Origin of the sequence: Synechococcus sp. R55.7 (assembly GCF_047461955.1) — a bacterium.
Taxonomy (GTDB): domain Bacteria; phylum Cyanobacteriota; class Cyanobacteriia; order Thermostichales; family Thermostichaceae; genus Thermostichus.
In genome coordinates, this window is the sequence record NZ_JANSIC010000245.1 from 1 (window position 1) to 3,530 (window position 3,530).

At 60.8% G+C, this 3,530-nt stretch carries 3 protein-coding genes; 2 read left to right on the forward strand and 1 reads right to left on the reverse strand.

Translation table 11 applies throughout. The features are described from left to right. A partial coding sequence (locus NW820_RS11050) for a BamA/TamA family outer membrane protein (protein ID WP_414407508.1) occupies nt 1-1,970 on the forward strand: 1,970 nt, incomplete at its 5' end. A gap of 65 nt (nt 1,971-2,035) precedes the next feature. Then, on the forward strand, nt 2,036-2,404 hold the full coding sequence (locus NW820_RS11055; protein WP_414373839.1) for a hypothetical protein: 369 nt from the start codon (nt 2,036-2,038) through the stop codon (nt 2,402-2,404). On the opposite strand, the gene NW820_RS11060 is transcribed toward NW820_RS11055, so the two are convergent. Next, on the reverse strand, nt 2,401-3,483 hold the full coding sequence (locus NW820_RS11060) for an Mrp/NBP35 family ATP-binding protein (RefSeq protein ID WP_414407509.1): 1,083 nt from the start codon (nt 3,481-3,483) through the stop codon (nt 2,401-2,403). The genes NW820_RS11055 and NW820_RS11060 overlap by 4 nt on opposite strands. Between the last annotated feature and the right edge of the window lie 47 nt (nt 3,484-3,530).

The following is a 3,530-nucleotide window of genomic DNA, read 5'->3' on the forward strand; positions in this document are numbered from 1 at the left end:
GCTCTGCAATCTTGCTTTTTGGTGTGCGAGGGATCCCCATGAATCGTTCCAGGCAACTTCGCCCTTGGCTAACTTCAGCGCTCACCCGCGGGATGGTGCTCTGCACCGCTTTTGCGTTTGCTGAAGCGTCCCGTAGCGCTCTGCTGATGGGATCCCCGGCTTGGGCGCAATCGGTTCCTCAGCCCGGCACCCTCGACCTGCGCACCGGTGGCGACACCCCCGCCCAGCCCTCCCCCACCCCACCCCCCAGTGCCGGCGAGCCAGAAGTGTTGGTAGCGGAGGTAGTGGTTGAGGGCACTGAAGATCCGGAGCTGATCAACCGGGTTTACAGCGTCATCCGCACCCGCGCCGGCGAGGTTTCCACCCGATCCCAGTTGCGGGAAGACATCAATGCCGTGTTTGCCACCGGATTGTTTGCCGATGTGCGGGCGGTGCCTTCCGATACACCCTTGGGAGTGCGGGTCACCTTTGAGGTCAAGCCCAACCCCATTCTCAAAGCGGTGCGCACAGAAGGGGCGAAAGTTCTGGATCCGGAAGTGCTGCGGGCCGCCTTTGCCGACCAGGAAGGGCGGGTGCTCAACTTCGGCGAGCTGCAACTGGCTGTGGCCGAGATCGAGCAGTGGTACGCCGATAAGGGTTACGTGCTGGCCAAAGTGACGGATGTGCGCTCCTCTGAAGACGGCACCATCACCCTGGAAATCGCCGAAGGGGTGATCGAGGATATTCGCGTTCAGGGCAACACCAAAACCCGTGACTTCATCATCACCCGCGAGCTGAAGTCCAAGCCGGGGGATGTGTTTAACCGCAACCAAATCCAGGAAGACCTGCAGGCGGTTTTTAATCTCAACCTGTTTCAAGATGTGAATGTGGGGCTCAACCCCGGCCAGGATCCCGACAAGGTGGTGGTGGTGGTGAACGTGGAAGAACGTCGCACCGGTACCTTGGGCGGCACCATCGGCGTTAGCTCCGCCACAGGGGTCTTCGCCGGCCTCAACGTCTCCGAACAAAACTTGGGCGGCAACAACCAGAGTGCCAGCTTCAACGTGCAGGTGGGCACCAACGAAACCCTCTTCGACTTAAACTTCACCGACCCGCGGATTGCCACGCTGGACATTCCCACCTCCTACAACGTCAACATCTCCAACCAGCAGAGCTCCAGCTTTGTCTTTAATGAGGGATTCACCCTGCCCAATGGGGATCCCGTGCGCATCAACCGTCTTGGTGGCGGGGTGACTTTCTCTCGCCCGATTGGGGGCAATTGGCGGGCCAGCTTGGGCACCCGCATCCAATTTGTAGAAGCTCGCAACAGCAACGGGGAGCAGCAGCGCTTCGATGTGCTGGGCAACCCGATTACCTTCAGCGAGAGCGGCCAAGACAGCTACACCACCCTGCGCCTCGGCCTCATCAACGACGCCCGCGACAACCCCAACAGCCCCAGCCAGGGCTCGGTCTTTCGCATCTCCACAGAACAGTCGGTACGTCTGTTTGAGAATGGCTTGAATGCCAACCGCCTCGAGGCCGGCTACAGCCAGTTCATTCCCGTCAACCTGTTTGAAACCCGCAGCGAGCGACCGCAGGTATTGGCCTTTGATGTGCGGGCGGGCACGACCATCGGCGACTTGGCTCCCTACGATGCTTTTGCCATTGGTGGCGGCAACTCGGTGCGGGGCTTTTTTGAGGGGGGTATCGGTTCCGGTCGCAGCTTTGCTACGGCAACCGCCGAATTGCGCTTTCCCATTTTCGACCCGGTGGGGGCAGTGGTCTTTGCCGACTACGGCACCGATTTGGGCAGTGGAGCTGCGGTGGCCGGCAATCCTGCCCTGGTGCGCAACAAGCCGGGCAGTGGTTTGGGGCTGGGGGTCGGCATTCGCATCCAATCTCCCTTGGGGCCGCTGCGCATCGACTATGCGGTTGGGCAAGGTGGCGCTGGCCAAGGCCAACTGCATTTCGGCATTGGCGAGAAGTTCTGACTTGGCCGTGGATTTCCCTGCCGGCTTGCTATCTTGGGAGCAGGTGCTCGTAATGGAAGCAACCCATGAAACAGCGACTCGGCCTACCTTTCCCCAAGGGATCCCTGGTGTTCTTGCTGTGTTTGAGCCTGGCCCTAGCCGGGTGTGGGCCACTGGCGCGGCTGGGCATCGGCACAACTCCCATCGCCACCGTAGAGCAAAATCCCTCCCGCTACACCGATGTGTATGTCCGCGGTCGCGTGGTGAACCAGATAGGGGTGTTCGGCCAGGGTGTGTATGAGCTCCAAGACAACAGCGGTTCCCTTTGGGTCATCACCGACAAGGGGCTGCCGGCCATGAACAGCACTGTAACCGTGCGCGGCAAGGCCCAAGAGGGGATTGTGGTGGGGGGACGCAGCTTCGGGGTCTCGTTGGTGGAAGCCGAGCGCTTCTAGCCTGCCCCCAAAGCCAACATGGAAACGCGGCCTGCCAAGGTTTTGGCAATCTGCTTCAAGGCCCGGGCTGAAGCCGACTCAGGTTGGCCGATGACAATAGGCGTACCCATATCTCCCCCCTGGCGCAGGGCGATTTCCAGCGGGATCCGCCCCAGCAAAGGGATCCCCAGCTCGCGGGCCGTGGTCTCTCCCCCTTCCGAGCCGAAAATATCGTACTGGCGATCCGGCAGGTCGGGCGGGATGAAGTAGCTCATGTTTTCCACAATACCCAGGATGGGCACCCCCAACTGCCGAAACATGTTCAAGCCCTTGCGACTGTCCAGCAGGGCCACCGATTGTGGCGTGGTGACGATCACAGCTCCTGCCAGCGGCACTGCCTGCACTAGGGTCAATTGGGCATCGCCGGTGCCGGGGGGCATATCTACAATCAAGTAGTCCAACTCTCCCCACTGCACCTGATAGAGAAATTGCCGGATCACCCCGTTCAACATCGGCCCCCGCCAGATCACCGGCTGATCCCGTCCCACCAAGAGGCCCATCGACACCATCTTGACGCCGTAATTTTCCAAGGGGAAGATGTCTTCGCCGCCATCTTCCCGTTTTTGCACAACCAGAGACCGATCCTGCAGGCCCAGCATCAGCGGCACATTGGGGCCGTAAATGTCGGCATCCAGTAGCCCCACCCGCGCTCCACTTTGGGCCAGCGCCACCGCCACATTCACCGACACCGAGGTTTTGCCCACGCCCCCCTTGCCGCTGGAAATGGCGATGATGTTGCGCACACCGGGGATGGACTGGCGATTCGGCAGGGAAGGGGAACGGGGGGTTTCTGCCGTTACCGTGACATCAATGGCTTCGATGGGGGCCAGCTGGCGGATGGCAGCTTTGCACTCCTCCACAATGAATTCCCGCAAAGGGCAGGCCGGCGTGGTCAGCACCAGGGTAAAGGCCACTCGCCCAGGCTCGACGCGAATATCCCGGATCATGTTCAGTTCCACCAGGCTGCGGCGCAGCTCCGGATCTTGAACAGGGCGCAACGCTTCAAGGATGGCAGCAGCATCAAGGGTGGAGGTGGTCATGGAATCGGAAGGCTCAGCGGGTCAGTCCATATTTCACTCTAATCGGT

Coding starts and splice junctions, on each gene's coding strand:
- NW820_RS11060 (WP_414407509.1), bottom strand. CDS start 3,483: ATGACCACCTCCACCCTTGATGCTGCTGCCATCCTTGAAGCGTTGCGC.
- NW820_RS11055 (WP_414373839.1), top strand. CDS start 2,036: ATGAAACAGCGACTCGGCCTACCTTTCCCCAAGGGATCCCTGGTGTTC.